Below are 26,711 nucleotides of genomic sequence, written 5' to 3' on the forward strand. Positions count from 1 at the left end.
AACACTACTATCTCTTTTGGTCGGTTGATAAAATCATTTTTACCATCTCAGTCAGATTAAAATAAATCTTGCTCGTACAGTTTAGCAATCTCTTCATTTTTACAGATGATTAATAAGGTATCTGCACCAGCTAGAGTTCCTAGAATATTAGCATCGTTTTTGCTGTCAATAAAATTAGCTAAAACATCAGCTTCACCAAGATCGGTATGGATAACCAACATGAAAGCTGCTCTAGAAACAGATAAGATATATTTTTTAACAATCGGTTTAAAATAGCGGCTGGATTGCTGAGAAAGACTATAAAATGCTTGCCCTTTCTCTTGACGATGTTTCATAAGACCAATTTCACGTAAATCACGAGATAGAGTGGCCTGTGTGACAACGATACCTTCTTCTGACAATCTTCTCTTTAATGCTTCTTGTGTTGCTATTTTTTCCAAACGAATAATTTGCTTAATGGTTTGGTGTCGTTCTCGTTTATTCATCGAAATCACCTATCTTGTATAATTATCCTTAAAAGTATACCAAATTTTCCTTTATTTTGCACTCTTCTCCTATACTATACCATAACAAAGAGCCCTCTTATCATTTAGTAAACATGTTTTTTAGCCATTCAACTATTTTTTCTTGGACAGGGATTGATTTTTCCTCCTTTTCACCTAAAAATGGTGAAAATTTATACCATTAACAAGATATTTCCGTCATAATGACGTTTTTTATGTTAAAATATAAGAAACAATTAACAGTTTAGGAGTCAAAGATGGATACAAAACAACTTATTGCTAAAAAAATTACCGCTGTTGCTGATTTAGAATTTGAAACAGTCCTCAATTTACTTGAAGTTCCCAAAAATTCGAACATGGGAGACCTTGCCTTTCCAGCTTTTTCTTTAGCTAAAGTATTAAGAAAAGCACCACAAATGATTGCTCAAGAAATCGTAGAGAAAATCGATAAAGACGGATTTGAAAAAGTAGAGGCTGTTGGTCCTTATATCAACTTTTTCCTAGATAAAGAAAAATTATCTCATCAGATTTTGTTGGACGTTATCAAACATGGTGATGATTATGGTCAACAACACATTGGCGAAAATAAAAATATTGTTATCGACATGTCAAGTCCAAACATTGCTAAGCCATTTTCAATTGGACATTTACGCTCAACAGTTATTGGTGATGCCTTATCTAACATCTTCCAAAAAATGGGGTACAAAACGATTAAAGTTAACCATTTAGGAGACTGGGGCAAACAATTTGGGATGTTAATTGTTGCTTATAAAAAATGGGGTGACAAAGAGGCTGTTGAAAAAGACCCGATTAATGAATTATTAAAACTCTATGTCCGTATCAACGCTGAAGTCAAAGATCATCCAGAACTCGATGACGAAGCAAGAGATTGGTTCCTAAGACTTGAAAACGGTGATGAAGAAGCTCTTCAATTATGGCAATGGTTCCGTGATGAAAGTCTGATTGAATTTAACCGTATTTATGACTTGATGAAGATTTCCTTTGATAGTTATAACGGTGAAGCCTTCTACAATGATAAAATGCAAGAAATTCTTGATTTATTAGAAGAGAAGAATCTCTTGCAAGAATCTAAAGGGGCACAAGTCGTTAACCTTGAAAAATATGGCATCGAACATCCAGCTTTAATTAAAAAATCAGATGGTGCCACACTCTACATCACTCGTGACTTAGCCGCAGCACTTTACCGTCATCGTCATTATGATTTTGCCAAAGCGGTTTATGTGGTAGGACAAGAACAAGCCTCTCACTTCAAACAATTAAAAGCCGTCTTATCTGAAATGTCTTATGACTGGAGTGAGAATATTAGCCACGTTTCCTTTGGTCTTGTAACAAGTAACGGTACTAAGTTCTCAACACGTAAAGGAAATGTTATCCTACTTGAGCCGACTATTAATGAGGCTATCAATCGTGCATTGACACAAATTGAAGCTAAAAATCCTAACCTTGAAAATAAAGAAGATGTTGCCCAAGCAGTTGGTGTTGGAGCGATTAAATTCTACGATTTGAAAACTGACCGAACAAATGGTTATGATTTCAACTTAGAAACAATGGTATCGTTTGAAGGAGAAACTGGTCCTTATGTACAGTACGCTCATGCACGTATCCAATCAATCCTTAAAAAGGCTGACTTTACACCAAGTACTAGCGGTGATTACAAGTTAAGTGACTCTGATAGTTGGGAAATTGTGAAATTACTGCAAGATTTCCCACGCATTATTGCAAGAAGTTCTGATAACTTTGAACCATCAGTTATTGCTAAATTTGCCATCAACTTGGCACAAAGCTTTAATCGCTTCTATGCTCATACTCGCATTTTGGACGATAGTCCAGAGCGTGACAGTCGTTTGGCCCTATCTTATGCAACAGGAGTTGTATTAAAAGAAGCCCTTCGCTTACTAGGTGTTGAAGCTCCAAATGAAATGTAACAACGAGAAAAACTTCAGTCAATGACTGAAGTTTTTTTATTTCTTGGGTAATTTTAACATCGGTCTGCGATTGACAATGAAATCTGGACTGACGACCTCTTCAATAGCCATGATGGAAATGAAGGCCCTAGGATCTATCTCCTCCATCACTTTTTTAACTTCACGAATCTCTGTTGGTGACATAGCTACATAAATAACATTTTTCTTATGACCAGAATAGGCACCCTCTCCTTGAAGGTAGGTAACTCCTCTTCCGATGTCTTCAATGATAAATTTTGCAATTTCAGCTGATTTATCAGAAATGATAAACATGCCACGAACCGAATACCCACCATTTTCAACCAGATGAACGACCTGACTGAACATAAAACTAGCAATTAAAGCATACATCATCCGTGGAACAGAAACATAGGTTAATGATAATAACATAACAAAGATGTCAAAACCTAGGAGGGCTTGGCTGAGTTGGATACCAAACTTATCTTCGATAATCCTTGCAATAATGTCTGAGCCACCTGTTGTTCCACCATAGCGAAAGACAATCCCGCTTCCAAGACCTGCACCAATCCCTGCAATCAAAGAAATAACAAGATAATCATGTTGCAAATCAAGATTGAGTGGTATTTTTTGGAAGATATAAACAAACAAATACATGGTACTAATCCCATAAACGGTATAAGCCATCGCTCTCTTACCAAAAATATAAGCTCCCCACAAAACAAGTGGTAAATTCAGGAGATAACCTGAATAAGAAGGGTTAATATTAAACAAATGGTGAAAAACCAAGGTTAAACCAGCCAATCCCCCTTCAGCAATTTTGTTTTGCATGTTCAAATTAACAAAACCAAAGGCATAAATAGCAGTACCAAGGGTGATAAAGAAAAAATTTTTGGGATGAAAAACATATTTTTGTTTCATTTATTCTCCTATACTATAGTAAGATTATCGATCATCTTCTGTAAAGCGACCAATGATGTGAACATTTTCTGAGACCGACACAAATGCTGTTGGATCGGTTTTTTGCATAATTGTTCTGAATTCATTGTACTCAGCACGTGAAATAATCGTGATGAGCACAGATTTTTTTTCATGTTTATAAGTGCCCTCTGCTTCATTGATAGACGTTACTCCTCGATGGAGTTTCTTGTGAATCATTCGGATCACTTTATCAGGTTTACTAGTGATAATCATGGCTTGCATTTTTCGTTGTTTCGTAAAGACGGCATCTGTTACTCGACCAGAGACAAAGATAGCAACCATGGAATAAAGGGCATATTGCCAACCAAAAAGAATCCCTGCAAACAGCATGATAAAACCATTGAGAATCATTGAGATATTACCAACATCTCTACCCGTTTTTCTTCTAATAGCGACACTTATAATATCTGTGCCACCACTTGAAATATTGGCTCTAAAACCAAGGCCTACACCTACACCCATGAACAGCCCGCCAAAAATAGCATTAATCAACGGATCAGTCGTTAATGTTGCTTGAGGCATAAACTGAACAAAGAGTGAGCTTAAAGTGACTGAGATAAAGGTAAAAACGGTAAATTTTCTTCCTATCCGGTACCAAGCCATTATAAGTAAGGGGATGTTTAAGAAGTAGTAGAAAAAAGCAACAGACAATCTTAATCCAACAGTTCTAAAAATAACTGCTGAAATGATTTGAGATAGACCTGTCACGCCACTTGAGTAGACGTGTCCAGGTTGAAAAAAGAAATTGACAGCAATACTAAACAATAAACCAGTCAGAACCGCTGCTGAAATCTTTTCACCATACTTTTCTCTAGAAATACCTCTTAAGGTCTTAAAAAGACCTACTTTTTTTGCCCAACGATTAATAATAAATTTAATGCGCTTGCTTAAGGATGCTTTTTTAATCATTTTTTTTCACTGCTAAAGATAATTCTTCTAATTGTTTCTTTGAAACAATACTTGGTGCTTGCGTCATTGGATCAATGGCGCGATTATTTTTTGGAAAGGCAATAACCTCTCGTATATTTTCTTTTCCTGCTAAAAGCATCACAAAGCGATCGAGCCCAAGAGCTAAACCACCGTGTGGTGGAAAACCATAATCCATGGCATCTAATAAGAAGCCAAATTGTTCATAGGCGTCTTCTGTCTTAAAGCCTAAAGCTTTCAACATTCTTTCTTGAATGTCCTTTTCATTAATCCGTAAACTACCACCACCAAGTTCATAACCATTTAAAACAATGTCATAAGCAACAGCTTTCACTTTACTCAAGTCACCTTCTAATTCAGCAACGGTTTCTTTTTGTGGCAAGGTAAAGGGATGGTGAGCACTGGTGTAACGTTCTTCTTCTTTTGACCATTCAAACATTGGCCAATCAACCACCCATAAAAAGTTGAATTGTGACTCATCAATGAGGTTGAGTTCTTTGGCAATACGTGTTCTAAGAGCCCCTAGTGTGTCATTCACAATAGCAAGTTCATCTGCGACAAATAAAACCAAATCATTATTGCTTAACTGTAAAGCATCTGTCAACTTGTCTGTTATTGTTGTTAAAAATTTTGCAATGGGACCTGTCAAGTTGTTGTCAATATACTTCACCCAAGCTAATCCTTTAGCCCCATATTGTTTAGCAGTTTCTGTTAGCTTGTCAATGTCTTTACGCGAATAGTTACTTGCGGCATCTTTAACCACAATGGCTTTAACACTTGGTGCTTCAGAAAATACTTTGAAATCTGTCGTACGAACAAGTTCTGACACATCTTGTAAAAGCATCTCGTATCTTGTGTCTGGCTTATCACTACCGTATAAATTCATGGCATCGTCATAAGACATTCTTGGTAATGGTAGCGTAAGGTCAATGCCTTTTACTTCTTTCATCACCTTAGCAATCAAACCCTCAACAATGGTTTGAATTTCTTCCTCTGATAAAAATGAGGTTTCAAGGTCGACTTGTGTAAACTCAGGTTGACGGTCTCCTCTTAAATCTTCATCACGGAAACACTTAACAATCTGATAATAGCGATCAAAACCTGAGGCCATTAATAATTGCTTGGTGATTTGAGGACTTTGCGGCAGTGCATAGAAATGCCCTTCACTAATACGACTAGGAACAAGATAATCACGCGCACCTTCTGGCGTTGATTTTGAAAGCATTGGTGTTTCAACATCAATAAATTCAAGATTATCTAGATAGTTTCTCATGATATGAGTCACTTTGGCGCGTAGTTTAAAGTTTTCTAACATGCTTGGGCGACGTAAATCAAGATAGCGATAACGAAGACGAATATCATCATTCACTTCGATATGGTCTCTGATTTCAAAAGGTGTTGTTTTCGCTGTGTTTAAAATGGTTAGATTGGTAACGTGAACTTCAATTTTTCCTGTCGCTAGCTTAGGATTTTCTTGATCTCGTTTTTCCACTTTACCTGCGACTTCAATAACATATTCGTTTCTTAGGCTATCTGCAATTGACACTACTTCTTGACTAGCCACTTCTGGATTGATTACCAGTTGGACAACCCCTTCACGGTCTCTAAGGTCAATAAAGATGAGCCCTCCTAAGTCTCTACGTCTATCTACCCATCCTTTTAGGACGACGTCACTTCCTTCATGTTCTAATCGAACACGTCCTGCATACATTGATCGCTTCATAAATTTCTCCATTATTTTCCTTGTGTTAATTCTTTATAAATACTTGCAAAATTCTCTTCTAGTTCATTGAGAGCCACTTCTTTTTCCTGTCTCGTCTGATTATTTTTGACAACAACTTTGTTTGATGCTAATTCTGACTCACCTAAAGTGATAACTATTTTAGCACCAAAAGCATCAGCGGACTTGAATTGTGCCTTTAGTTTTCTATCGAGGTAGTCTCTTTCGACTGAAAAACCTTGTTTTCTCAGTGCTTGAACAAGAGTGAGTGCTGCTGCGTTAACAGCATCACCTAAAACAACGACATAAACGTCAAGAGCATTTGTAACAGGAAGATTAACCCCTTGCTTTTCTAAAATCATGAGTAATCTTTCAACTCCGAGAGCAAAACCAAAACCAGGCGTTTCAGGTCCGTCGAAATACTCAACCAACCCATCATAACGACCACCCGCACAGATTGTCAATTCTGTCTTATCGATAGTTGTGATAAATTCAAAAATCGTGTGATTATAATAATCTAACCCACGCACCATATTAGTGTCAATTACAAAAGGAATGTTGAGCGCCTTTAGTAGCTGACAAACAGTATCAAAGTGTTGTTGACTCTCTTCATCGAGATAATCAAGAATAGAAGGGGCACCCTCTACAACTTGCTTGTCTTCTTTTTCCTTGGAATCCAACACTCGAAGAGGGTTTTCCTCTAATCGACGTTGACTATCTTTTGAAAGCTTATCTCGCAAAGGCGTTAAATAATCAATTAATGCCTGACGATAATTTTTTCGACTCTCGGGATTGCCTAAACTATTTAGATGAAGTGTCACACCAGAAATCCCAAGAGTTTCAAATAGTTGATAAGCCATAGCAATCGTTTCAACATCCGTCGCGGGATTTTTTGAGCCAAATGCTTCTACTCCAATCTGATGAAATTCGCGCAAACGTCCTGCTTGGGGGCGTTCATAACGAAACATAGAACCCATATAATATAGCTTCACTGGCTTTTGCACTTCGGGAGCAAATAATTTATTTTCAACATAAGAACGCACCACTGGAGCTGTTCCTTCTGGTCGAAGAGTAATATGGCGATTTCCCTTATCGTAAAAATCATACATTTCTTTAGTGACGATATCTGTCGTATCACCAACCGAACGACTAATCACTTCGTAGTGTTCAAACAAAGGCGTTCTAATTTCTTCGTAACGATAATTTTGAAATGTTTCACGTGACACCTTTTCAAGATATTGCCATTTGACTGAGTCTTTAGGCAAGATGTCCTGTGTGCCTTTTGGTTTTTGTAATTTCATAAGAGTCCTCTTCCATGACGTATTCCTATCTATTTTAACATAAAAAGAAAGGTTTTTTAGGGATATTGATAGCTATTTTTAAAAAAAGTTGAAAAAAACTGTCAAGTAACTTTACTTTACAAAAAAGGTGTGCTATTATAGTGAAGTTGATATAAAATCAAATATAAGTATTAAAAGGAGATAAACATGGCAGTACCAGCACGTCGCACCTCAAAAGCGAAAAAGAATAAACGTCGTACACACTATAAATTAGCAGCTCCAACTGTTAAATTTGATGAAACAACTGGAGATTACTCACGTTCTCACCGCGTATCACTTAAAGGATACTACAAAGGACGTCAAATCGCCAAAGCTGCTTCAGCAGAATAATAGGAGGGAGATCACATGCGCGTAAATATCACACTTGAACATAAAGAATCTGGTGAACGCTTGTACCTTACTTCAAAAAACAAACGTAACACACCAGACCGTATCAAATTGAAAAAATACTCACCAAAATTACGTAAACACGTTATTTTCACTGAGGTTAAATAATTGAATGAAAGAAAAGCCTATGGAATCAATGTTCCAAAGGCTTTTTTGTTGCATTTTTAATGATATAATAGACTTAAACAACTAACAGTTAGGAGACAACCATGACAAAAGAAGAACTATACCAAGAATGGAAAAAAGAAGAGGAAATGGCTCATATTAAGGGCTGGGATTTTTCACATATCAGTGATCGCTATGCTGAAGAAGATGGTTTGCCTTGGGATTTTTCTAGCGTCATTAAAAAATACTTAACCGATGACTTGATGCTTTTAGATATGGAAACTGGCGGCGGTGAGTTTTTACTGTCATTAAAACATCCCTATCACAAAACCGCTGCTATTGAAGGCTATCCACCTAATGTTGACTATTGTAAAGAGGTTCTACTCCCCTTAGGTATTGATTTTAAAGAGGCAGATGGTGCAGCTCCTTTACCTTTTGAGGATGAGAGTTTTAATGTCATCACTAATCGTCACGGTGATTACACACCTTCTGAACTACATCGACTCTTAAAACAAGACGGTTATTTTATCACCCAACAAGTTGGGGCTAAAAATGATAGAGAACTGGTTGAATTACTGTTACCAGAACTTAAAGACTTACCTTATTCGAATCATTTTTTAAAATTTAGAGAAAAAGAATTAATAGCAAATGGCTTTGACATTCTGGAAAGTGGTGAAGTCTATCAACCAATACGTTTCTTTGATATTGGTGCCTTAGTTTGGTTTGCAAAAATCATCGAATGGGAATTTGTCGGTTTTTCTGTGGATAAACATTTTGATCATTTATTAAAAGCACAAGAAATGATTGATAGAGATGGCTTTGTAGAAGGACGTATTCACCGTTTTTATTTGGTGGCAAAAAAGAAATAGATATTATCAAAAAACTTAGAATGAGTAGTACTCATTCTAAGTTTTTCGTTTCAAGGGTGTTTTGTCTACTCTTATCTTTTTAGCTGATCTTTTCTACCTTTAAGCCATTTGTCAACATCTTCTTTGTAATGATAATCATCAATAATCTTTTGTAGATAAGGACGGTCTTTGTCCTTGTTGACGCCTGTGTTTAACAGTTCCTGATATAATTCTAAAAAAGGAAGGTGAGCCGTTTCTGCAGATGAGAGCTCTTGTTCTTTATTATAATTAACCTTTCTAAAAAGAATATCAGAGTAGCCTTGTTCATCGATGGTCAGTATGGCATACTGCGCTCGCAAATCATTTCTCAATTCTTTTCTTGGGTAATAAGGTTGTCCAATGCTACCTGGATTGATGATGATTTGGTTTTTGCTGCTATATCTTAAAAGAGGTTGATGGACATGCGCAAAAATAGCGATGTCATCTTGATGAGATAAAAATAAATCATCAAACGCTTTCGTGCTATTGGTCACCATTAACTCTCTGCCCCAATTTTTGGTTGGTAAATGGTGAGAGATAGAAATTCTTAAACCATTAATCGTTTTTTGAACGTTTAGTGGCATCTCTCGTATATCCTTGATGCGTTGAGGAGGTAATTTATTTTCCAAATATTGCGCCAATCTTGATAGATAAATTTCATCGGTAGAGTTGGTTGTGTACTCTCCATCAAGAGCTTCTATCAAACAATCATCCCAGTTTCCTCTAATCTTGACCGTTACTGGTAATTGATCTAACAAACTAAAAATATTTTCACTACCTGGTCCGGGCATTAAAATGTCCCCCAATAACCAGTAGTCAGTCACTTTATTTTTCTTGGCATCTTCAACCACAGCTTTTAAAGCCTCATAATTGCCGTGGATATCAGCTAGCAATGCAATTTTAACTATCATCTGTTTTCTCCATTATTATTATTTTCTCAATTATTGCTACTTTTGGCAAGTAAAATTAACCTCTAACGACTTCTTCAAACACTTTTAAAGAGAGAATCTTGTACGATAGCCATAAAAGATGATACAATAAAACAACAATCAAAAGGAGGATAGGTCTATGATACTAAGCAAACAAAAAACGCCAATTTGTGAGGATGGCGCAAAAAAATAGTCTCACAAAATCTGATATCGGAGTGTGACAAATACATGACCATTGATTTTTACTTGGAGACAAAACGATTAATCATTAGACCTTTACAGGTTTCTGACTATCCCTCTTGGTTTGAAGGTTTCTCAAACCGTCTACCCTCTCAGCATGCATTTGATGAGGGACTTTTAGAGATGTCGATAGCGACATCAGCTATGGCAAAAGGACGACACTTACATTCTTGCCATTTTTGATAAGAATAATCGTCATTTAGGAATGATTAATATTGCTACATTGGCGCGTGCCAACTTCAACTGGGGAGAACTTGGGTATGCAGTGCATAATTACCTTTGGCGTCAAGGCATCGCCTATGAAGCCCTCTCTAATCTACTACCTTATCTTGAAGACCACTTCAACTTTCATCGACTAGAAGCTCATATTAACCCAACAAATCACCCATCACAACAATTAATCCAAAAATTGGGCTTTCATTTTGAAGTGACTAGAGAAAAATTTAGCTTTGAAAATGGCAAATGGACGGATAAGGATATCTTCTTTCTCAATTTACACGATAAAGAACTATAAGAAAACCTCCAAGAAAAAATATTTCTTGGAGATTTTTAGTCATCCATCCTTCAGCTGAAAGAGACGTTCAATCGTCATATCAAAGACACGCGCAATTTTTAGTGCCATTTCTAAGGAAGGATTGTAGCGATTGTTTTCAAGATGAATAATCGTCTCTCGCCTCACTCCGACCAAATCTGCTAATTCTTGCTGGGTCATGCCAACTGATTCTCTGACGGCTTTTAAATTAGTCCTAATCTGACTTTCTTTCGCCATTGTTACCCCCATTTTTCAAAGAAGAAAAAGACAGCGGCAAATAGTAAGACCAAAAGGCCAACCACAACAAAGAGATAACCCGGAAAAATAGTAATAGAGCCTGTTAAAGCAAGAATCATGGCTAAAATGAATAAGATCAATAGGCTAAGTGAAAACATGACTGAAGCTGTTTTTGCTAAGTTACTGATAAAACGTTCATCCGGTTTTTCCTTGGTTTTCTTAAGGATAAAATGTAATAAAAAGACTAGTTGAACCAGAAGTCCTAGTCCCAAAAAGATTTCTTTCACATAATACTTACCAACACTTGGTGTTGATGCCCAAACACCAATGGTGTAGATAATGGTTGATAGCATGACCAAAATAGAATGTAACTTTTCAGCAATACCAAACTCTCTTTTGCGACCAAAATCATATGACCCTGTCATGAGAATGGTTGCAATAGATACTCCTCCACCAATGCTAACTATCCCGACAATTAGCCCTTTGGTTAACCAACCTAAATCGTTTTGACCAAAGATGATTTGGTAATCAATCATTAAAAAAATAATGAGCATGACTAAAATAAGCAGTGTTTTAAATTTTTTCATTTCTCTTTCTTTCTTATAAACCGACAATAATGTCTGTGATGTTATAAATATATCACATCGACACGTTTAAAACAAGTTTTTTTCTGTTAGTTAAAGTATAAAAGAGCTCATCAAGTGAGCTCTTTTATCGTTGTAACATCTAATTAGTCTCGTTTCTCTCTCAAATAAACAATTTGCGTTTGATAGGTAAACCCTAGTTTTTCATAGAGTCTTCTTGCACCAACATTGTCATCATCTACAGCAATTTGGAAAGAGTTTGCAGCTTTTTGAATCAGGTTGTTGATTATCATCTTAACCAAGTAAGAACCAATACCTTTTCCTCGGTAGGCTTCTATGACAGCTAAGCCATAAAGATAGTAATCCTCAGAACTGATATTCACCGTACACGAGGCAAGAACCTTGTTCTCTTCTGAAAGGATATAAAGTAAACTATCGTCATCACCAATTGCTTCTGTGACATACTGATAGTGTATCTCTTTAGTCTCATCATCAAAAGCAGACATTTTAACAGCCACAATCGCATCAACATCACTAAGCGCTGCTTGTTTAACCTGCCATTCTTCCTTTGGTGTTACGTCAAAAGGGTCACTGTTACGTCCAAGCAAAATTTCTGTATCTTCAAGTTGGTTTAACTGTAAATTGGTGAGAAAATCAGGATTTGAAGTCAAAAATTGGGCTTCTGTGATAAAAAGAGGTGGGTCTAACTGATAATCTTTTGTTTCTCTTTTAAAACTATCATATAGAGCTGTCGCGTAGCCTTGTCTTCTATGATCTGGATCCACCAAAACACTAAGCTCTGCCTCTTTACTATCAGCATAAACACCAAGAAAAGCAATTAATTTTTCTTTTTCATACCCTAAAAAGAAGCTCGGTAAATGGCTGTCAAAATTTAACATATTTGACAAGTAAGGTTCCTTAAAAGTCTTATCATAGGCTTGACATTTTTTAATCAGGGTTTTGACGTCTTTTAATTCTTGGTCATTTAAGACGGTTCTAATCACTTGTTTCATCTGTTTCTCCTTGTTCTAGCTAGAAAGGTCTTCATTTCCATTTTCTACTAGCTTTCTTATGAGGATTATCGTCATTATTATAGCAAATTTTTTGCAGAAAAAAGAGCTCTTAGATTACTAAGAACTCTCGATGTGATTATTTGACAAATTGTGCTGATTGTTGACCTGCTTGACGACCAAAAATGATGATGTCTGCCACCGCGTTACCACCAATACGGTTTTGCCCATGAATACCACCAGTAACTTCACCAGCAGCGTAAAGACCTGGGATGGCTTTTCCATCTTTATTTAGAACTTGAGCTTCGGTATTGATTTTTAGACCACCCATTGTGTGATGGATTCCTGGTGCAATTTTAATCGCATAAAATGGTCCAGTGCTTAAGTCATTTTCCATTCCAGTGGTACGACCAAAATCAGTGTCTGAAGCATCTGCCACCGCTTGATTCCATTTTTCTAAGGTATTTTTCAATGTTTCTGGCTCTGTTCCAATTTCTTTAGCTAATCCTTCTATGCTATCTGATTTAGCCACTAAGCCTTTTTCATCATACTTATCAATAGCAGGAACACGTCCTTTAAGGGCATCATCAAAGATGACAAACGCATGGTTTGGCTCTAATTGATTAATGGCTGCTGACACCTTGTCTCTTGTTTCTAACTCATTGATGAAACGATTTCCTTTGCTATCAACCAAGATTGCCCCTTCACCACGAACAGCTTCTGTTATCAAGTAAGATGATTCTTGTTCAACTGTTGGGTGAATTTGAATTTGATCCATATCAACAGTTTGTGCTCCTTCATCTTCAGCAAGGGCAATTCCATCTCCTGTTGAGCCTTTTTGGTTGGTTGTCACATAGCCTTTCAATTCTGGTTTAAACTTCGTCACCATGTCCATATTAGCACCAAAACCACCTGTTGCTAACACGACAGCTTTAGATGAAATAGTCATTTCTTTACCATTAACTTTGACAGTAACACCCGCAACTTCTCCATCTTTTTCAATAATATCTGTTACTTCTGCGTTGACAAAGACAGGAATATCACGTTCCATAATATTATCATATAACCCATCAACTAAGTAACCACCAACAGCAGAACCATCTGAAGGACGGTGAGTACGAGTCACACTCATTCCTCCTGTTGTGGTGATGTTGTCAAGTGTAATACCCATGCTGTCAAGCCAATCAATAGCAGACGCTGAATTATCTACCAGATAGTGAAGAAGTGCTTCATCGTTAGTGCCTTTACCACCATTAAGTGTTTCTTCAAAGAATTTCTCATTGGAATCTTCAATTCCTTGTTCTTTTTGGAATTTAGTCTCTGAAGCATTCATTCCTGCAGAAGATTTAGCAGTGTTACCACCGATATATGGCATTTTTTCCAAAATAACCACATTGGCACCAGCATCTTTTGCAGCAATAGCAGCAGACATCCCCGCACCACCAGAACCGACAATAATAACATCATAGCTCTCTTCTAATTTTGAAGGATCGGTGTATGTTTTTTCTGTCGCACTAGAAACAACTTCTTCTGTTGTTGTTTCTTTTGGTTCACTCGTTTTTCCACATGCTACTAATAAGAAAATAGCCAACAAAGAAGCTAAGGAAGCAAAAATTTTCTTTTTCATTAGATTCTCCTTTTTAATTTAATATTTTTCACAAATATTGTACATTACTTCACAAAGAAATGCAATATACTTTCAAAAATTTTTTAATCCTTATTATCCTTGATACTAATAGCTATCTTTACAGACTTGTCAATCTTGTGACAACCGATTTTGTTAAAGATTATCGTCTTAAAATTCTTTTTGTTATCATGTGAAAGGACTGAAAAGAGAATCATTCTGATAAAAAATATGATAAAATATGATTGTAAGATAACAAAATTAACAACTGATGGATAAGGAGCAAACATGACAAAAGAAGAAGTCATTCAACGTTTAAGAAAAGAATTAGGATTACCTCGCTTCAACGCTTTTTTTGAAGACAAAAACTATAGTGAAGAGGATTACCAAGAACTCAAAAAAGACTTGGAAGACTACTACCGTGACTATGTTGATAACATAGAAGCTGATTTTCAAGGTGGGTTAAAAACAAATGACGGTAGAAAATAAAACTTGTTTTAAGAATAAACGTTAGTTACTTGACTAGCGTTTTTTATTAATGCTTACAACTACTTAAAAACAAAAAAAGCACTCTAGGCAGAGCCCTAAAGTGCTTGGTATCAAGGTTTCTAAGCCTATCACCTGTAATAATGTATTACAATTGTTTGTTGTAGTATTCAACGATAAGTGCTTCGTTAATTTCTGGGTTAATTTCATCGCGTTCTGGAAGGCGAGCTAATGACCCTTCTAATTTTTCTGCATCAAATGATACAAATGCTGGACGTCCAAGAGTTGCTTCAACAGCTTCAAGAATTGCTGGAACTTTTTGTGATTTTTCACGAACTGAAATCACTTGTCCAACTTCTACGCTGTAACTTGGAATATCAACACGTTTACCATCAACAAGAATATGACCATGGTTAACAAATTGACGTGCTTGACGACGAGTTGTTGCTAAACCAAGACGGTAAACAACATTATCCAAACGACGTTCTAAAAGAAGCATAAAGTTAAAACCTGAAGTTCCGTCAGCAATTTTTGTTGCTTTCACAAAGAGTGTACGGAATTGTCTTTCACCTAAGCCATAAGTAAAACGAAGTTTTTGTTTTTCTGCCAATTGCAAACCGTATTCAGATAATTTGCTACGGTTGTTTGGTCCATGTTGACCTGGTACATAATTACGGCGAGCAAGCTCTTTACCTGTACCTGTAAGTGATAATCCTAAACGACGCGCTTGTTTCCAAGATGGTCCTGTATAACGTGACATATAAATGTCCTCCTCTATTTATTTAAAATATGAGGAAATAGATGCTTGAAAAATCCTGATTCGTGCAGATGGTTTTCGCCTAAACAGCAAAGGTTACTTTTTAGCTAACCACCTGTTGACGAGCTTCATATTTTTCTGCTGCTATTTCACACAAAGGATAGTATATCATAAAAGCCTAGAGTTGTAAACCCTAAGCTTGCTGAAAATATCTTTATTCTTGAGTTTCTAACGACATTTCTTGGGAGTCTTGCTCACTATTTTCTTCTTTCTCATCAGAAGTGTTTTCATTGTCGTCATCAAGGTAACGAATAAGTGTTTTTTCTGTTAAAATATCTGAATAAGTGTAGGATTCAACATAAGAGTTCTCCAAAGAGCCATCATCTTGAGGGCGATCATTATATTCAACGATAAATAAAGAAGAATACACTTCAATTAAACGTCCTTGCTTATTTTTTTCTCTTTTACGACCATTTTCCAGGGTTAATTCAACCATTTTCCCTTCATGGGCCTTAATATCTTCTTTGATTTTTTTCATTTTTGCAACATCAGTAAATGCATCACTCATTTAGCCTTCTCCTATCTTTCATCAAACTGGGCTATACTTGAAAACTTATTGTATTCTTTTTGGAACATTAATTTAACTGTACCACGCGCACCACTACGGTTTTTTTCAAGAATAACTTCAACAGTATTATCAACAAGTTTATCGTCTTCATCTTCTTTATTATCACGATTATAATAATCATCACGATATAAAAACGCAACAATATCAGCATCTTGTTCAATAGATCCTGATTCTCTAATATCAGACAAAACGGGACGCTTGTCCTGACGTTGTTCAACACCACGAGAAAGCTGACTAAGAGCTAATACTGGCACCCTTAACTCTTTCGCTAAAATCTTAAGCTGACGAGAAATTTCAGAAACTTCTTGTTGGCGATTTTCTGATTTGGAACCAGAAATCAATTGTAGATAGTCTATGACGATAAGTCCTAGATTATCATCAACCTCTTTGGCTAACTTTCTTGAACGGGCACGAATCTCAGACATTTTAATGCCTGGTGTGTCATCAATATAAATTGGTGCTTCTGCAAGATTGCCTTGCGCAAGGGTTAAACTTTGCCACTCCTGATCAGATAACTGACCTGTTCTTAAATTATGGGAATCAACCATTCCTTCAGAAGCAAGCATTCTGTCAACCAAACTTTCAGCACCCATTTCTAGTGAAAATACGGCAACTGCTTTTTTCTGCTTGGTACCAATATTTTGTGCGATATTTAGGGCAAAAGCTGTTTTCCCCACACCTGGACGAGCAGCTAAAATAATCAATTGATCTGGGTGAAGACCGGTTGTCATTTTATCAAGATAGGTAAAGCCGGTTGCAAGACCCGTCACGTCTGTTTTACGTTGGGAACGACTTTCTAAGTTTTCATAGTTAATCTTTAAGACATCAGATATTTTCCGAAAACCATTATGATTATTATGCTCATTAACAGCAATTAGGTCTTGTTCAGCTTTTGCAATCAAATCTTGAGAAGGAAAAGAGCCATCGTATGCTTTATTAACCGTATCTGTTAATCGATTGATAATATTTCTTAACAGTGATTTTTCAGAAACAATTTTAGCATAATACTCAGCATTGGCACTCGTTGGAACACTGTTAACAAGTTCAACTAGGTAGGAAATACCACCAATATTTTGTAAATCTCCTTGACTGTCCAAAATATTTCTAACCGTTGTGGCGTCAATAGCATCATTTTTATCACTGAGTGCAATCATCGCTTTGAAAATAATACGATGAGAATATTTGTAAAAATCTTCTGGTTCAATGTATTCCCTGACAACAATTAATTTATCCGGTGATAGGAATATTGAACCTAGGACAGATTGTTCGGCAACTACATCTTGTGGCTGAATTCTCAATTCTTGAGCATCTGTCAAAACACGGTACCTCCTAGTTTACAATAATGTCAATCTCGTTTACAGTTCTTTAACTTGTAATTTTATTTGACCGGTTACTTCTTTGTGCAGTTTAACTGGTACTTCAATCAAACCAATAGCTCTAATCGGATGGTCTAGTTGGATATGACGTTTGTCAACTTTTAAACCAAATTGTTTATTCAATTCTTCTGCTATTTTTTTAGCCGTGATAGAACCAAATGTTCTTCCGTCTGGACCAACATGTTCACCAAATGTAACTAACGTTTCTTCTTTATCCAAAACTTCTTTTAATTGTTGTGCCGCTTCAAGGATTTCTGCTTGGTGTTTAGCTTCTGATTTTTGTTTTCCTTTTAATTCACTAATAGCTTGAGCCGTTGCTTCTTTTGCAAGATTCTTTTTAATTAAAAAATTTTGAGCAAATCCTGTTGGAACTTCTTTAATCTCGCCTTTTTTTCCTTTACCCTTGACATCTTCTAAAAATATAACTTTCATCTTAGTACTCCTCTTGACGACTTCTTTCTTTATTTATTTTGTCAACCAATATTTGATAGACTTCTTTAATAGAATTTTCTGGCTTTTGGCATGCAGCAACATTAAAGTGACCACCACCACCCATTTCTTCCATAATTTTTTGAACATTTAACTTATTGCGACTTCTGGCCGAAATCGTCGTATGACCTTTAAAATTTTTAGAAATAACAAAAGTAGCTTCAATTCCTGCCATAGCAAGCATTGTATCAGCAGCCTTACTAGCAATGACATTAGAATAGAATTTATTTTCGTCACCACAAGCAATGATAATATCACGTTTAAAGAGTTCACCAGCCAAAATCAACTCATTGATTTGTCGGTATTCCTCAAATTCAGTTGCGGCAATCGTTTGGATTTCAAAACTATCACTACCTAATGTCACGAGATAACTTGCCACATCAAATGTTCTACTAGTCACTCTATTTGAGAAGTTTTTGGTATCTTGCATGATACCAGCCATTAAAATACTAGCTTGAGTTTTATTCAACTGTTTCTTGCGAGCATTTTGAAATTGGATAAGTTCTGTTACCAACTCACAAGCGCTGCTGGCACCACTTTCAATAAATGATAAAACAGCATTTTCAGGGAAATCTTCATTTCGACGATGATGGTCAACGACAATAACCTCAGAAAACTTATCATATAATTCTTTTGAGAGTGTCAAGTTGGTCTTAGAATGATCTACCATGATTAAGATAGAATTCTTCGTTACAAGTTTCTCAGCTTGTTCTAGTGTAATCAATGGAAGCATGCTATCTTGATGCAAACTCGTCACAGCCCTTTTGATGTCAGGATTCATGTTCTTATCATCATAGACTGCAAAAGCATCATCAATAATATTACTTGCAAAAAACTGCATCCCAATTGAAGCTCCTAAGGCATCCATATCAAGATTACGATGACCTACAACAAAAACAGAATCTGCCGTTTTAATTTTATCTGAGATGGCAGTCATCATAGCTCTTGTACGTGTTCTTGTCCTTTTAACGGTTGACACACTACCACCACCAAAGTAAAGGAATTCTTTGTGCTCACCATTTTCTCTAATAACGACTTGGTCGCCCCCTCTAACAAGGGCCATATTCAAGTTTTTTTGAGCAACATTACCAATATCATAATAATTTTGGTCTCCGTAAGAAATACCCATACTAATCGTTAAAGATAATTCTTTTTCTTTTGCTGCTGCTTTAAATTTTCCAAGAATATCAAATTGTGAATTAATCAGATTTGACAAAACATTATAATCTGTAAAAAAGTAGAAGCGGTCCATATCAAAACGACGATAAAAAATGTGTCTTGATTCTGCAAATTCCGTAATAAAATTCGCAATAAAAGTATTGACTTGAGAGACTTCGGCGTCTTGTAAATTATTGGTAATGTCATCATAGTTATCAATGGAAATTATTCCAATAACAGGACTTGTTGATGGTATCACATTGTTATGATAAACAGAAGAAACGTTATCGAAAAAGTAAAAAACACCTTCATCTAAGTCAACATTGAAAAAATAACGCTTGTCATCAATCATAATGGACTGATCAATCGAGCCATTTTCTTTTTCTTTAATCGTATTTTTAATGATTTTATCATCAAATTCTCCTGATGCATCAGTAAAAACTAATTCAGCATAAGGATTATACCAATCAATAGCACGGGTGGCTTGGTTAAATTTCACCACACCAACTGGCATTTGGTCTAATAAATTTTTTAAACTAACTTCCGTCTGAGTATTTAAAAGGCCAATTTGCTCTGTTTCAGATAATTCATAGGTTGTTTTTTGATAGATAAACAAGGCAACAACAAATGACATTATTAGAAAAAGTGCTAGAAAAAGCATGACCTTAGATGTTATAAGGCTAACAGAAATGGCAATCAATGCTAATAAAAGTAAACCAATAATGACAAAATGAGTATTTGTTAATCGAAATCTTTTCATATTTTAAACCTCTTAATACATCATTATAGCATAAAACCACTTTAAAATATAGACATATCCTTGTTTATCCGATGCGTGTTATCATTTTTTAGAAGAACGATTTCTTCCTTCTAAATAAACCATTAAAATGCTAATATCAGAAGGGTTGACACCTGAAATTCTACTTGCTTGTCCAAGAGTTTCAGGATTAATTTTCTTAAATTTTTGGCGTGCTTCAGTTGCAATAGAATCAAGAGCATCCCAATCCATATTCTTAGGAATACGTTTTTCTTCCATTCGTTTCATCTTGTCAACCTGATCTAAAGCCTTTTTGATATAGCCTTCGTATTTAATTTCAGTTTCTATAAACTCAATCTGTTTGTCATCAAGATCAACGTCTCCTGAACCAATAAATTGGGTAATAACGTCATAATTAACTTCAGGACGTCGCATCAATTCTTTTGCTGTCAAGGCATCCGTTAAAGGTTTAAATCCTAACGCAACAATCTTTTCATTGGTTTTTGAAACTGGTTTTAATTTAATACTGTCAAGTCTTGTCAACTCTTTGTCAATGTTGTTTTTCTTATTTGAAAACTCTTCATAACGTTCATCATCAACTAATCCAATAGAGCGTCCTAGCTCAGTCAGTCTCATATCAGCATTGTCATGGCGTAAAATCAAACGATATTCTGCGCGACTGGTTAGAAGACGATAGGGTTCTACGGTTCCTTTCGTTACAAGATCATCAATCATAACACCAATATAACCATCACTACGCTTCAAGATAAATTCTGGTTTGTTTTGCACTTTCAAAGCAGCATTAATTCCTGCGATAATCCCTTGTCCCGCCGCTTCTTCATAGCCACTTGTTCCATTTGTTTGACCGGCTGTAAACAAGCCAGAAATTTTCTTTGTTTCAAGTGTTGCACGCAATTGATGAGGCAAAACAATATCATACTCAATCGCATAACCTGTTCTAATTAATTCAGCATTTTCAAGTCCGGCAATGGAATGAAGCAACTCTTTTTGAACATCTTCAGGTAAACTCGTTGACAGTCCTTGAACATAAACTTCTTCAGTGTCTCTACCTTCTGGCTCTAAAAAGAGTTGATGACGATCCTTATCTGAAAAACGAACAATTTTATCTTCAATAGATGGACAATATCTTGGTCCAACACCTTTAACCATACCAGAAAATAGGGGTGCACGATGAAGATTACTATTAATAATTTCATGACTCTCTTCGTTAGTATAGGTTAACCAACAAGGTATTTGGTCTTTAAGATAGTCTTCGTCCCTAGACAGAAATGAAAAATGATTTGGTTTGTCATCTCCCGGTTGTATTTCTGTCTTATCATAGTTAATAGAGTCCGCTTTTACTCTAGGAGGTGTCCCTGTTTTAAATCGGTCAATTTCTAACCCGAGTTCACGTAAGTTGTCAGCCAACTTAACTGAAGCAAGACTATTATTCGGACCAGAAGAGTATTTAAGGTCACCAATAATAATTTCTCCTCTAAGAGCTGTTCCTGTTGTGACAATCACAGCCTTAGCTGCATAGGCTTGTTTAGTAGCTGTTTTAACACCAACAACTTTACCTTCTTTCACCAAAATCTCATCAATCACTGTTTGGCGAAGAACTAAATTCTCTTGTTTTTCAACCGTTTGTCTCATGTTTTTAGAGTAAAGAGCTTTGTCAGCCTGGGCTCTCAAGGCTCTAACAGCCGGTCCTTTCCCAGTGTTTAACATTTTCATCTGAATATAGCTCTTATCAATATTCTTAGCCATCTCACCGCCAAGAGCATCAATTTCTCTTACAACAATCCCTTTGGCAGATCCTCCAATAGAAGGATTACAAGGCATAAAGGCTAACATATCAATACTTATCGTTGCTAATAAGGTTTTACAACCCATTCTACTAGTAGCAAGTGCTGCCTCAACACCAGCGTGTCCTGCTCCTATTACTATAATGTCATATTCTTCTACAAAATGATGTGTCATATTATCCTCTCAAAATAAAAAAATGACCAAAGCTTTGAAAGTGTAAGCAAAAAGGCTTACAACATCCATGAGCTTTGACCATCATAGTTATTGTTACTGTTATTCTATCAAAATCCTAAAAATTGTCAACAAGACCTATCATATCATCCTTTACACCACAAGCAATATCGTTGACACAATTGTCAAGTGTTTAAATATATTGACAAACTTCACCGTTTTTATAAGCTTTATCAATAATTCCACCACCAAGGCATTCATCGCCATCGTAGAAAACAACTGCTTGACCTGGTGTAATAGCTCTTTGTGGTGATTCAAAAACAACTTCTGCTTTATCACCCTTAACATGGACAGTCACCTTAGAATCAGGTTGACGATAGCGAAACTTGGCTGTACACTCTAGTGTAAACTCATAAGGCATTTCTTTTGTAAAGTGAACACTACTCGCGTCAAGGCTAGTTGACATTAGAGAGTCGTGGTAAAATCCTTGGCCTACATATAAAATGTTTTTCGAAATATCTTTACCAACAACAAACCAAGGTTTATTGTCACCACCGTGTTGTCCTCCAATACCTAGACCACCTCTTTGACCTATTGTATAGTACATTAAGCCAGCATGTTCTCCCATATCACGACCATCAACCGTCATCATTCTACCTTTTTGAGCAGGTAAATATTGGCTTAAAAATGATTTAAAGTTCTTTTCACCAATAAAACAAATACCCGTTGAATCTTTCTTTTTAGCTGTAGCAAGATGTGCTTTTTCGGCTAATTCTCGTACTTGTTTTTTCTCAAGGTGACCTAGAGGAAACATTGTTTTTTGCAATTGTTCTTGTGATAATTGACTTAAGAAATAAGTCTGATCTTTACCGTTATCAACGCCTCTCAACATATGAACGAAGCCATCTTCGTCTCTAGCAACTTGTGCATAGTGACCTGTTGCCACATAATCTGCACCCAAGTCCATAGCATAATCAAGAAATGCTTTAAATTTGATTTCTTTATTACACATGACATCAGGATTTGGTGTTCTACCAGCCCTATACTCGGCCAAAAAATATTCAAACACACGATCCCAATACTCTTTTTCAAAATTCACAGAGTAATAAGGAATGCCAATTTGATCTGCTACAGCAGCTACATCTTTGTAGTCTTCTGTGGCTGTACAGACACCAAATTCATCCGTGTCATCCCAGTTTTTCATGAAGACGCCAACAACATCATATCCTTGCTCTTTTAATAGTAAAGCAGTGACTGATGAATCAACACCTCCACTCATCCCTACAACAACACGAGTTTTAGAGTTATCTACCATCTTTTCTCCCATCTTTTCCTAGAAATACGGATTTGAAGGTCCATTTTCTGTAATATTTAAAAAACGATTTGAAGGTCGATTTTAAACCCTGTTAAACAGGTAAACATTATTATAGCACTATTTAGAGAGAAGTCAAAATCTTACTTTACGCCTTGTTAGACTGTCTTTTAAAAAATAAACACTATAAATGTCTTATCTTTGGTATAATATAATGTAGCTCATTTTAGAGGAGAAAGTATGAATACATTAAAATTTCAATCTGTTTTTGATATTATTGGTCCTGTTATGATTGGTCCTTCAAGTAGTCACACTGCTGGAGCAGTTAGAATTGGGCGTGTCGTTGGTTCCATTTTTGGTGAAGAACCGTCAGAAATTACTTTCCATCTCTACCATTCTTTTGCTAAAACTTACAAGGGCCATGGCACCGATTTAGCTTTGGTTGCTGGTATTCTAGGAATGCATACTGATAACCCAGATATTAAAAATTCTCTAGAAATTGCACATCAAAAAGGAATCAAGATTTACTGGAATGTTTTGAAAGATAGTAATGCCCCTCATCCCAACACTGTCAAGATTGTTGTCAAGAAAGAGTCAAAAGAGATGAGCATAACTGGTGTTTCTATCGGAGGCGGAAACATTGAAGTGACTGAATTGAATGGTTTTTCAGTTTCTTTAACAATGAACACTCCTACATTAATTATTGTTCATAAGGATGTTCCTGGTATGATTGCTCGTGTCACAGACATTTTATCAAGTTTTGATATTAATATTGCCCAAATGAATGTGACTAGAGAAAAGGCTGGAGCAAAAGCCATTATGATTATTGAAATTGATTCCAGAGACTGTCAAGATGCTGTCAAGGTTATTGAAGAGGTTTCTCACATCTACAATGTTAATTATTTTGGCTAGGAGGTTTTGAATGTTTTATAGTATTGCTGAACTTGTTGAACAAGCAACAGAACAATATCATGGTAGTATCGCCGAACTAATGATAGCAACAGAAGAAGAACTCACTGGCAGAAGCCGTGAGGAAATTCTTTCTATTATGACCAAAAATCTTGACGTTATGAAATCTTCTGTCAATGACGGCTTAAATGATAGTAAGTCAATTAGCGGCTTAACGGGAGGAGATGCCTTAAAATTAGATTCCTATCTTAAAAAAGGTAGCACCCTATCTGGAAAATCTGTTTTATCCGCTGCTAGAAATGCAATCGCAGTTAACGAACAAAATGCTAAGATGGGACTTGTTTGTGCCACCCCAACAGCAGGTAGTGCAGGCTGTTTACCCGCTGTTTTAACCACTGCCATTGACAAGCTAAAACTAGAGGAAAAAGAACAATTAGATTTTCTCTTTACAGCAGGTGCAATAGGTCTTGTCATTGCTAACAATGCTTCAATTTCTGGAGCAGAAGGAGGTTGTCAAGCAGAAGTAGGATCTGCCTCAGCAATGGGGGCTGCTGCATTAGTCATGGCGGCAGGAGGAACTCCTTTACAAGCTAGTCAAGCAACAGCTTTTGTTATTAAAAATTTATTGGGTTTAATTTGTGACCCCGTTGTTGGACTAGTAGAGGTTCCTTGCGTCAAACGAAACGCCATGGGAGCCACACTTGCTTTAGTTTGTGCAGATATGGCTCTTGCTGGTATTACCTCAAAAATTCCTGTTGATGAAGTCATTGATGCCATGTATCAAGTTGGATCTAGTCTGCCTGTAGCGCACAGAGAAACAGCAGAAGGAGGATTAGCTATAACCCCTACAGGTCGTCGTTACGCTCAAGAAATTTTTGGGGATTTTTAACATGAAGGAATAACTGACTACTATTTACTTTATTAGACATACCCAACTTAATTTTGACAATCATGATGATAGTCTACGTGAACTGACAACAAAAGGTTTACATGACAGTAAACTGGTTACAATATTTTTAAAAGACAAGGCGATTCATAGTATCTATTCAAGTCCGTATAAACTTGCCATAGAAACCATTGAAAACTTTGCTAATCAGCAACAAATGACCATCATCACAGAAACACTTTTTCGCGAAAGGAAAATTGATGATGTCTGGATTGAAGATTTCAATCAATTCAGTAAGTGACAGTGGTAAGATTTCAATTATAAGCTTCATAACGGAGAATCTTTAAACGACGTATCAAGACGAATGCTTATTGGTCTTGATAAAATTTTAAAAAATAAAAAAGGAAACACTATCGCTATTGCTTCCCATGGAACAGCTATTTCAAGCCTTATCCATCATTTTTCAAAAGACTTTACCTATCATAGTTTTGAACAGATTAAATCTTTAATGCCTTTTGTCGCTAAATTTATTTTCAAAAACAAACAATGTCTGTCAATTAAAATTTACAACTTATTTACAGGAGAAATTTATGACTACCCTATTATTTGATTTAGATGGCACACTTGTCAATTCAAGCAAAGGAATTATCAATGCTTTTCAATACACGATTAAAGCTCTTGATTTGCCCACACATTCCAATGAACAACTTCTTAAATTTATAGGACCACCTCTTGAAGAAACCTTTAGAAAATTTTACACCACTAGTCAAGATATTGACATTGCTGTCAAGACCTTTCGGGAGTACTATAATAAAAAAGGTGTTTATGAGGCAGAACTTTACAGTGGCATTTTGACACTATTAAATGATTTAAAAAAATCTACTCACCAAATCTATGTCACAACCAGTAAAAATCAACCCATGGCCAATCTTATGCTGGAAAATCTTAAGATTAAAGATTACTTTAATGGTGTTTATGGTGCTTTACCAGAACGTTATCATAAAGCTGATGTTATTGGTTTTGCGATTAAATCACATGACCTTGACAAGAAACAAACAATCATTGTTGGTGATACTAAATATGATATGATTGGAGGCAAAAAAACAGGTATAAAAACGATTGGTGTTACATGGGGATTTGGTGAAAAAACAGAACTCATTACTAATGGAGCAGATATCATTTGTCATCATCCTAAAGACATAAAAAAGCACTTGAAAATTTAATTTCAAGTGCTTTTTTCTTATTGCATACCCCAAGCAGATAAGCCTTGAGTATTGTATACTTTAATTGCTGTTTCAATTTGTTGATCAACAGTAGCAGTAGATCCCCATCCTGGCATCGTTTGGAATAACCCTGATGCTCCTGATGGATTTGCTGCTGAAGGATTTCCATTTGATTCACGAGCAATAATATATTCCCATGTTTCTTGAGGAACACCCGTTGCTGCTGCCATTTGAGCTGCCGCTTGAGAACCAATTTCTCCAGCTGTATTTCCATTAGGTAATACAACAGGATAAGCTGACGGAGCAGTTTGTTGTACTGGTTGAGTCACAACAGGTTCCTCAACCATTGTTGTTGAAGGTTCAGTAACTAACTGTGTTTCTTCAACTGTAGATACCTGAGTCGTTGTCTCCTCAGTTGTTTCAACAGTCGTTGTTGTTGTCTCATTTGCTTTTTTAATATTAGCTTTAGAAGTTAAAGTCTGTTTTAATTTTTTCTTTTCGAAATCACTAACAGATAGAAGTTTTTCTTTTTTAACTTCTGTTTTAACCGAATAAGAATCAGTGTTTACAGGTCTACTTGTAAATATAGCTGTCAAGCTAACAACTATAGAAAGCATCACCAATTGTAGCACCTTTCTTCTACGTTTTAACATATTTATCTTACTTCTACTATACACGAAGTTTGTCTCCTTTTTTAGAATACATCTTATCTTACCTTTTTTATGTTACAGTTTGATTAAAAAAAGGTTTCCAAAAAATTATGAATAAAAGTCTAAAGTTTACAGTTTACTTTATTGACAATAA

At 36.0% G+C, this 26,711-nt stretch carries 25 protein-coding genes and 3 pseudogenes; 10 read left to right on the forward strand and 18 right to left on the reverse strand.

What is annotated here, in order from left to right:
• Nucleotides 1–56 precede the first annotated feature (56 nt).
• Nucleotides 57–485, reverse strand: a complete 429-nt coding sequence (argR, locus tag N7659_RS04615; RefSeq protein WP_263276052.1) for an arginine repressor — start codon at nt 483–485, stop codon at nt 57–59.
• 275 nt (nt 486–760) lie between these two features.
• Here argR and argS point away from each other — a divergent pair, with 275 nt between their 5' ends.
• Complete coding sequence (argS, locus tag N7659_RS04620) at nt 761–2,449, forward strand: arginine--tRNA ligase (protein ID WP_263276053.1); 1,689 nt, start codon at nt 761–763, stop codon at nt 2,447–2,449.
• 36 nt (nt 2,450–2,485) lie between these two features.
• On the opposite strand, the gene N7659_RS04625 is transcribed toward argS, so the two are convergent.
• The 4 genes from N7659_RS04625 to hisS are packed head-to-tail and all read right to left on the reverse strand — an operon-like array spanning nt 2,486 to nt 7,375.
• A complete protein-coding gene (locus N7659_RS04625) occupies nt 2,486–3,367 on the reverse strand; it encodes a YitT family protein (RefSeq protein WP_263276054.1) in 882 nt (293 codons plus the stop codon).
• 24 nt (nt 3,368–3,391) lie between these two features.
• A complete protein-coding gene (locus N7659_RS04630; RefSeq protein ID WP_263276055.1) occupies nt 3,392–4,336 on the reverse strand; it encodes a YitT family protein in 945 nt (314 codons plus the stop codon).
• The gene (gene aspS / locus N7659_RS04635) at nt 4,329–6,077 is read right to left on the reverse strand and encodes an aspartate--tRNA ligase (RefSeq protein ID WP_263276056.1); all 1,749 of its coding nucleotides are present in this window, start codon (nt 6,075–6,077) and stop codon (nt 4,329–4,331) included. Before aspS ends, N7659_RS04630 begins: the two co-directional genes overlap by 8 nt.
• Before the next feature lie 11 nt (nt 6,078–6,088).
• Nucleotides 6,089–7,375: a histidine--tRNA ligase gene (hisS, locus tag N7659_RS04640; protein WP_263276057.1), complete on the reverse strand. Its 1,287-nt coding sequence runs from the start codon at nt 7,373–7,375 to the stop codon at nt 6,089–6,091.
• Between the two features lie 186 nt (nt 7,376–7,561).
• Between hisS and rpmF the strand changes: the two genes are divergently transcribed.
• From rpmF to N7659_RS04655, 3 genes are all read left to right on the forward strand, one after another.
• Complete coding sequence (gene rpmF / locus N7659_RS04645; RefSeq protein WP_018370480.1) at nt 7,562–7,744, forward strand: 50S ribosomal protein L32; 183 nt, start codon at nt 7,562–7,564, stop codon at nt 7,742–7,744.
• A 15-nt stretch (nt 7,745–7,759) separates the two neighbouring features.
• Entirely contained in the window at nt 7,760–7,909 is a 150-nt protein-coding gene (rpmG, locus tag N7659_RS04650; protein WP_018370479.1) for a 50S ribosomal protein L33, read from the forward strand.
• 101 nt (nt 7,910–8,010) lie between these two features.
• Nucleotides 8,011–8,775, forward strand: coding sequence for a class I SAM-dependent methyltransferase (locus N7659_RS04655; protein WP_263276058.1), 765 nt, complete (start codon nt 8,011–8,013; stop codon nt 8,773–8,775).
• Nucleotides 8,776–8,846: 71 nt separating this feature from the next.
• Here N7659_RS04655 and N7659_RS04660 read toward each other — a convergent pair whose 3' ends face one another.
• Complete coding sequence (locus N7659_RS04660) at nt 8,847–9,704, reverse strand: metallophosphoesterase family protein (protein WP_263276059.1); 858 nt, start codon at nt 9,702–9,704, stop codon at nt 8,847–8,849.
• A gap of 246 nt (nt 9,705–9,950) precedes the next feature.
• On the opposite strand from N7659_RS04660, the pseudogene N7659_RS04665 reads away from it, so the two are divergent.
• Nucleotides 9,951–10,476 (forward strand): annotated as a pseudogene (locus N7659_RS04665) (GNAT family N-acetyltransferase).
• A gap of 39 nt (nt 10,477–10,515) precedes the next feature.
• Here N7659_RS04665 and N7659_RS04670 read toward each other — a convergent pair.
• The 4 genes from N7659_RS04670 to N7659_RS04685 form a co-directional block, all read right to left on the reverse strand.
• Nucleotides 10,516–10,731, reverse strand: a complete 216-nt coding sequence (locus N7659_RS04670) for a helix-turn-helix transcriptional regulator (protein WP_263276060.1) — start codon at nt 10,729–10,731, stop codon at nt 10,516–10,518.
• Nucleotides 10,732–10,733: 2 nt separating this feature from the next.
• Entirely contained in the window at nt 10,734–11,318 is a 585-nt protein-coding gene (locus N7659_RS04675; protein ID WP_263276061.1) for a DUF3796 domain-containing protein, read from the reverse strand.
• 143 nt (nt 11,319–11,461) lie between these two features.
• The gene (locus N7659_RS04680) at nt 11,462–12,328 is read right to left on the reverse strand and encodes a GNAT family N-acetyltransferase (RefSeq protein ID WP_263276062.1); all 867 of its coding nucleotides are present in this window, start codon (nt 12,326–12,328) and stop codon (nt 11,462–11,464) included.
• Nucleotides 12,329–12,464: 136 nt separating this feature from the next.
• Nucleotides 12,465–13,952 carry a flavocytochrome c gene (locus N7659_RS04685; protein WP_263276063.1) on the reverse strand — a complete coding sequence of 496 codons (1,488 nt, stop codon included), beginning with the start codon at nt 13,950–13,952 and terminating at the stop codon, nt 12,465–12,467.
• 285 nt (nt 13,953–14,237) lie between these two features.
• Here N7659_RS04685 and N7659_RS04690 point away from each other — a divergent pair, with 285 nt between their 5' ends.
• A complete protein-coding gene (locus N7659_RS04690) occupies nt 14,238–14,438 on the forward strand; it encodes a hypothetical protein (protein WP_199568016.1) in 201 nt (66 codons plus the stop codon).
• Between the two features lie 145 nt (nt 14,439–14,583).
• Here N7659_RS04690 and rpsD read toward each other — a convergent pair whose 3' ends face one another.
• The 7 genes and pseudogenes from rpsD to mnmA all read right to left on the reverse strand — a co-directional run bounded on the left by rpsD (nt 14,584) and on the right by mnmA (nt 22,892).
• Entirely contained in the window at nt 14,584–15,195 is a 612-nt protein-coding gene (gene rpsD / locus N7659_RS04695) for a 30S ribosomal protein S4 (RefSeq protein ID WP_018370470.1), read from the reverse strand.
• Between the two features lie 286 nt (nt 15,196–15,481).
• Nucleotides 15,482–15,760: pseudogene (locus N7659_RS04700) on the reverse strand (Veg family protein); the annotation flags it as partial.
• Nucleotides 15,761–15,771: 11 nt separating this feature from the next.
• The gene (gene dnaB, locus N7659_RS04705; protein WP_263276064.1) at nt 15,772–17,136 is read right to left on the reverse strand and encodes a replicative DNA helicase; all 1,365 of its coding nucleotides are present in this window, start codon (nt 17,134–17,136) and stop codon (nt 15,772–15,774) included.
• A 39-nt stretch (nt 17,137–17,175) separates the two neighbouring features.
• On the reverse strand, nt 17,176–17,628 hold the full coding sequence (gene rplI / locus N7659_RS04710) for a 50S ribosomal protein L9 (RefSeq protein WP_263276065.1): 453 nt from the start codon (nt 17,626–17,628) through the stop codon (nt 17,176–17,178).
• 1 nt (nt 17,629) lies between these two features.
• Entirely contained in the window at nt 17,630–19,603 is a 1,974-nt protein-coding gene (locus tag N7659_RS04715) for a DHH family phosphoesterase (RefSeq protein WP_263276066.1), read from the reverse strand.
• 81 nt (nt 19,604–19,684) lie between these two features.
• The gene (gene mnmG / locus N7659_RS04720) at nt 19,685–21,580 is read right to left on the reverse strand and encodes a tRNA uridine-5-carboxymethylaminomethyl(34) synthesis enzyme MnmG (RefSeq protein WP_263276067.1); all 1,896 of its coding nucleotides are present in this window, start codon (nt 21,578–21,580) and stop codon (nt 19,685–19,687) included.
• A gap of 190 nt (nt 21,581–21,770) precedes the next feature.
• Complete coding sequence (gene mnmA / locus N7659_RS04725; protein ID WP_263276068.1) at nt 21,771–22,892, reverse strand: tRNA 2-thiouridine(34) synthase MnmA; 1,122 nt, start codon at nt 22,890–22,892, stop codon at nt 21,771–21,773.
• 237 nt (nt 22,893–23,129) lie between these two features.
• Here mnmA and sdaAB point away from each other — a divergent pair, with 237 nt between their 5' ends.
• The 4 genes and pseudogenes from sdaAB to N7659_RS04745 all read left to right on the forward strand — a co-directional run bounded on the left by sdaAB (nt 23,130) and on the right by N7659_RS04745 (nt 25,907).
• Nucleotides 23,130–23,801 (forward strand): L-serine ammonia-lyase, iron-sulfur-dependent subunit beta, encoded by a 672-nt coding sequence (gene sdaAB, locus N7659_RS04730; RefSeq protein WP_263276069.1) that lies wholly within the window; start codon nt 23,130–23,132, stop codon nt 23,799–23,801.
• 10 nt (nt 23,802–23,811) lie between these two features.
• A complete protein-coding gene (sdaAA, locus tag N7659_RS04735) occupies nt 23,812–24,687 on the forward strand; it encodes an L-serine ammonia-lyase, iron-sulfur-dependent, subunit alpha (protein ID WP_263276070.1) in 876 nt (291 codons plus the stop codon).
• A 31-nt stretch (nt 24,688–24,718) separates the two neighbouring features.
• A pseudogene (locus tag N7659_RS04740) lies at nt 24,719–25,294 on the forward strand (histidine phosphatase family protein).
• Entirely contained in the window at nt 25,275–25,907 is a 633-nt protein-coding gene (locus N7659_RS04745; RefSeq protein WP_263276071.1) for an HAD-IA family hydrolase, read from the forward strand. Before N7659_RS04740 ends, N7659_RS04745 begins: the two are co-directional and overlap by 20 nt.
• Before the next feature lie 17 nt (nt 25,908–25,924).
• Here N7659_RS04745 and N7659_RS04750 read toward each other — a convergent pair whose 3' ends face one another.
• A complete protein-coding gene (locus N7659_RS04750) occupies nt 25,925–26,560 on the reverse strand; it encodes a transglycosylase family protein (protein WP_263276072.1) in 636 nt (211 codons plus the stop codon).
• Nucleotides 26,561–26,711: the final 151 nt, after the last annotated feature.

The sequence above is a fragment of the Streptococcus sp. CSL10205-OR2 genome, from assembly GCF_025660655.1.
Lineage (GTDB): Bacteria > Bacillota > Bacilli > Lactobacillales > Streptococcaceae > Streptococcus.

What these genes read in the sequence shown, in the direction of transcription:
- sdaAB (WP_263276069.1), top strand. Translation starts at nt 23,130, where the DNA reads ATGAATACATTAAAATTTCAATCTGTTTTTGATATTATTGGTCCTGTT.
- N7659_RS04685 (WP_263276063.1), bottom strand. Translation starts at nt 13,952, where the DNA reads ATGAAAAAGAAAATTTTTGCTTCCTTAGCTTCTTTGTTGGCTATTTTC.
- N7659_RS04715 (WP_263276066.1), bottom strand. Translation starts at nt 19,603, where the DNA reads ATGAAAAGATTTCGATTAACAAATACTCATTTTGTCATTATTGGTTTA.
- rpmG (WP_018370479.1), top strand. Translation starts at nt 7,760, where the DNA reads ATGCGCGTAAATATCACACTTGAACATAAAGAATCTGGTGAACGCTTG.
- N7659_RS04660 (WP_263276059.1), bottom strand. Translation starts at nt 9,704, where the DNA reads ATGATAGTTAAAATTGCATTGCTAGCTGATATCCACGGCAATTATGAG.
- N7659_RS04680 (WP_263276062.1), bottom strand. Translation starts at nt 12,328, where the DNA reads ATGAAACAAGTGATTAGAACCGTCTTAAATGACCAAGAATTAAAAGAC.
- argR (WP_263276052.1), bottom strand. Translation starts at nt 485, where the DNA reads ATGAATAAACGAGAACGACACCAAACCATTAAGCAAATTATTCGTTTG.
- N7659_RS04630 (WP_263276055.1), bottom strand. Translation starts at nt 4,336, where the DNA reads ATGATTAAAAAAGCATCCTTAAGCAAGCGCATTAAATTTATTATTAAT.
- rplI (WP_263276065.1), bottom strand. Translation starts at nt 17,628, where the DNA reads ATGAAAGTTATATTTTTAGAAGATGTCAAGGGTAAAGGAAAAAAAGGC.
- N7659_RS04625 (WP_263276054.1), bottom strand. Translation starts at nt 3,367, where the DNA reads ATGAAACAAAAATATGTTTTTCATCCCAAAAATTTTTTCTTTATCACC.
- N7659_RS04675 (WP_263276061.1), bottom strand. Translation starts at nt 11,318, where the DNA reads ATGAAAAAATTTAAAACACTGCTTATTTTAGTCATGCTCATTATTTTT.
- sdaAA (WP_263276070.1), top strand. Translation starts at nt 23,812, where the DNA reads ATGTTTTATAGTATTGCTGAACTTGTTGAACAAGCAACAGAACAATAT.
- argS (WP_263276053.1), top strand. Translation starts at nt 761, where the DNA reads ATGGATACAAAACAACTTATTGCTAAAAAAATTACCGCTGTTGCTGAT.
- N7659_RS04750 (WP_263276072.1), bottom strand. Translation starts at nt 26,560, where the DNA reads ATGTTAAAACGTAGAAGAAAGGTGCTACAATTGGTGATGCTTTCTATA.
- N7659_RS04690 (WP_199568016.1), top strand. Translation starts at nt 14,238, where the DNA reads ATGACAAAAGAAGAAGTCATTCAACGTTTAAGAAAAGAATTAGGATTA.
- mnmA (WP_263276068.1), bottom strand. Translation starts at nt 22,892, where the DNA reads ATGGTAGATAACTCTAAAACTCGTGTTGTTGTAGGGATGAGTGGAGGT.
- hisS (WP_263276057.1), bottom strand. Translation starts at nt 7,375, where the DNA reads ATGAAATTACAAAAACCAAAAGGCACACAGGACATCTTGCCTAAAGAC.
- mnmG (WP_263276067.1), bottom strand. Translation starts at nt 21,580, where the DNA reads ATGACACATCATTTTGTAGAAGAATATGACATTATAGTAATAGGAGCA.
- rpmF (WP_018370480.1), top strand. Translation starts at nt 7,562, where the DNA reads ATGGCAGTACCAGCACGTCGCACCTCAAAAGCGAAAAAGAATAAACGT.
- rpsD (WP_018370470.1), bottom strand. Translation starts at nt 15,195, where the DNA reads ATGTCACGTTATACAGGACCATCTTGGAAACAAGCGCGTCGTTTAGGA.
- aspS (WP_263276056.1), bottom strand. Translation starts at nt 6,077, where the DNA reads ATGAAGCGATCAATGTATGCAGGACGTGTTCGATTAGAACATGAAGGA.
- N7659_RS04655 (WP_263276058.1), top strand. Translation starts at nt 8,011, where the DNA reads ATGACAAAAGAAGAACTATACCAAGAATGGAAAAAAGAAGAGGAAATG.
- N7659_RS04670 (WP_263276060.1), bottom strand. Translation starts at nt 10,731, where the DNA reads ATGGCGAAAGAAAGTCAGATTAGGACTAATTTAAAAGCCGTCAGAGAA.
- N7659_RS04745 (WP_263276071.1), top strand. Translation starts at nt 25,275, where the DNA reads ATGACTACCCTATTATTTGATTTAGATGGCACACTTGTCAATTCAAGC.